The sequence below is a fragment of the Bacillus sp. 05T31 genome, from assembly GCF_056396725.1.
The window spans coordinates 1-3,447 of record NZ_JBFTMA010000486.1; the positions used below are offsets into that span (position 1 = coordinate 1).

Sequence of the window (3,447 nt, forward strand, 5' to 3'; positions counted from 1 at the left end):
GAATAATAGGTTTAGAAGAAGTTATTAAGCATCTGAACAACTAACATAAATTATTGGATGAAAAACGAGAACAGAGCTGTTAAAAGGATGATAAATTTAATGAAATTATTAGATTTAATGTATTAACGGAGGCAATATTATGACAAGAGAGACAAATGATTTATTGGAAATTTCAAAACCGACCCCGCCTCGGAAATTAACTAATTTAGAGATTTTAGCAGGAAGACCCGTAACACCTATGGATAAATTAAAGCTTCTTTCTCCAGATGAGTTTGAAGAAATGGTATTAGAATGGCTGGATGCATATATGAATGAGAAATATGAGAGCGTCAGAAGATGCGGAGGCGCAGGAGATATGGGGAGAGATGTGATAGCGTTTGTAAAGTATAGTAAAGATAGGGAGAATTTAATTTGGGATAATTATCAATGCAAACATTATGGTAGCCCATTATCACCATCTAATGTTTGGGTTGAATTCGGAAAAGTTTGTTATTATTCTTATAAAAAAGCATTTAAGGTACCTCGAAAATATTATTTTGTTACACCTAAAGGAGTGGGCCAAACGTTAGCAGATTTATTAGATAATCCCGAGGATTTAAAAAGCGGATTAATTGAAAATTGGGGAACATATTGTGAACAGAAAATTACCAAAAAAGAAGATGTTCTATTAGAAGGAAGTTTTAAAGAATATGTAGAAAAATTTGATTTTGGTATTTTTAATTATATAGAACCTAACAAGCTTATTAAACAACATATGCAAACGCCATATTTTTCTTTTAGATTTGGTGGAGGTTTACATAAGCCAAGACCTATTGCTGAAGATCCACCTGAAAATATAAACAAGAGCGAGCTAACTTATGTTTCGAAGTTATTAGAAGCTTACGGAGAGTATTTAGAAGAGCGAATAGATAATGTGAACTCTTTAAATAAGCATGGTAAAATAAAAAGGCATTTTAATAGACAAAGAACATATTATTATAAGGCAGATTCATTAATGAAATTCGAACGAGATTTATTACCTATTGGAACAAACGCCTTTGAAGAGTTGAAAGGTGAAATCTATGATGGAATAATAGACATAGTAGAATCCGAAGAGCATAAAGATGCCTATGCGAGAGTAGTAGCAACAACGCAAGAGGCAAGAAAGTTAGTAATAAATACAAATGCTTTGGCCTCAATTTTGGATAGTAATGATAAATCTGGTATTTGTCATCATTTAGCTAATGAAAGAGAAGATATAAGGTGGGTGATAGACGATGAATAGTGAGAAAGAGGAAAGATTATATAAGAAAAGGAATTTATATTTATTTAATACACCACTTGAGATAGGAATACGAGCTTTAGTGATTTTAAATACATTAGAATCAGAATATTTGGGGATCGATAGACTTGTTATATACGACTATTTAATATTACATACAGGGGATGTTGTAGGCGGACCTCCAAGCGTCCATCCTGCGACTCCTCATAGATCTGGTGAATTAATTGTAAAAAGAAAGGCAATGTTAGAAGGATTGAATCTTATGTATAGTAAAGGTTTAATTAAAATCCATTTCTTAGAAACGGGCATTGAATATGAGACTTCTGAAATATCGAATTTATTCTTAGAGCACTTTACGTCTGTATACTTACAAAACTTAAAAGAAAATGCAAAATGGGTAGTGAATAATTTACATGTTTATTCTGAGAGTGACCTTAAACAATATGTAAAAAGTAACATAGATAGATGGGGTGGAGAATTTATAAATGAAGCTCTGATAAGGGAGATATAGACAAATGGAGACAGGTTTTTATATAAGTAGAATAATTGCAGTTGGTGAAGGAGTCAAGGATTCAGGGATTAAATTTAAAAAAGGATTAAACGTTATTACTGGGCCTTCCGATACAGGAAAGTCATATATTTATCAATGTATAAATTATATGTTAGGGGCTACAGAGCCGCCTAAGGAGATTAAAGAAGGTAAAAAGTATAATAAAATTTTTATGGAAATGTGTACATACTCAAATGTAACGTATACCCTAGAGAGAGATTTAGTAGGAGGGAAATTTAAGTTATATACAGAAAAATATGATTTAATTGAAAAAAAGAGCAAGAATTTTATCGAACTGCAACCAAAACATAATGCTAAAAATAAGGAAAATATTTCATCGTTTTTATTGCTGAAGAGTGGAATAGATAGTCCTAAAGAGATGAARAAAAATGCTAGTAATAAAACTAGAACAATTAGTTTTCGAGACTTTAAGAATATAATCTCTATAAGTGAAGATAGGATAATAACGGAAGGTTCACCGTATTTGTCTGGTTCGCACCAATCTAAAACTGTAGAAAGATCAATATTTAAATTTTTACTTACAGGGAAAGATGATAGTTGTCTTGAAGAAAAGAGTAGCCCAGAAATCCAAAAAGCTAGATTAAATGGGAAATTGGAGATGTTAGAATATTTAATTGCGAGTTTACAAGTTAGGTTAAATCAAAAAGACATTAAATCAATTATATCAGATGAAAATTTTGTTTTAGAAGTTAAAGAACTCGAAGAGTATTTAAGTGCAATAAATAATGAAATTAATGAACTTACTGAAGATAGACAAGCTGTTTGGGGAAGTATTCAACAAAAAAAATCTCGTCTTTTAGTAATTAGAGAGTTAATAAATAGGTTTGAGTTATTGAAAGAATATTATGAAACAGATTTAAAGAGATTACAGTTTATTAATGAAGGGTATAGTTATTTCTATCAATTAAACACTATTAATTGTCCATTATGTGGAAATGAAGCTAATGATCAATGTATAGATAACACACACAATCATGAGGTTGAGGATTTTAAGAAGATAGAAGAGTCTTTTCATGCTGAAGCTCAAAAAGTATTATTAAGCCTAAATGATTTAAAAGAAACTATGAGTGAATTAAATATAGAGCAAACTGATGTAAAAAGTGAAATTCATCAATCGGAAGAGGAACTTGATTCTATCGAAAAAAGAATTGAAATAGAATTACATMCTAAATCTTTAAATGTTATGGATAAACTTAATAAATTATTAGAAGAACAAAAAGAATTCGTACAGTACGAAGCTAACATGAAAGAAATGGGGGAGCTAAAGAATCAAAAAATTATTATAGAAGAACAACTTAGTACTAAAAAAGATAAAAAAGATAATGAAATTTCCAAAAGTGAGGATATTAGTCAGTATCCTATTCAGTTGGAGAAATTATGTGAAATAATTCAGGATTTATTGGTAAACTGGAATTTTTCTGATGAAAAAGTCAGTGATACTACGCAATTAAATGTGAATTTTAATGAGAAAAAAGACGATATAATCATTAATGGTAAAAATAGAGCTTCTTTTGGAAAAGGATCAAGAGCCATTTTATACAGCGCATTTGTAATTGCTTTAATGAAATATTCGAGTATACCAGATCGTTCTCATCCGAAACTGATTGTTTTAGAT

At 30.2% G+C, this 3,447-nt stretch carries 3 protein-coding genes; all 3 read left to right on the forward strand.

Features of this window, described 5'->3' with window-relative positions:
• The first annotated feature begins 163 nt into the window (after positions 1-163).
• Positions 164-1,264 (forward strand): ABC-three component system protein, encoded by a 1,101-nt coding sequence (locus AC1DJR_RS22510; RefSeq protein WP_477003543.1) that lies wholly within the window; start codon positions 164-166, stop codon positions 1,262-1,264.
• A complete protein-coding gene (locus tag AC1DJR_RS22515) occupies positions 1,257-1,772 on the forward strand; it encodes an ABC-three component system middle component 2 (protein ID WP_477003544.1) in 516 nt (171 codons plus the stop codon). Before AC1DJR_RS22510 ends, AC1DJR_RS22515 begins: the two co-directional genes overlap by 8 nt.
• A 4-nt stretch (positions 1,773-1,776) precedes the next feature.
• Positions 1,777-3,447: AAA family ATPase (locus AC1DJR_RS22520; RefSeq protein WP_477003545.1), on the forward strand; the 1,671-nt coding region annotated here is incomplete at its 3' end.

Bases quoted from the DNA above. Each gene is read 5' to 3' on its own strand.
- AC1DJR_RS22515 (WP_477003544.1), top strand. From the start codon at position 1,257: ATGAATAGTGAGAAAGAGGAAAGATTATATAAGAAAAGGAATTTATAT.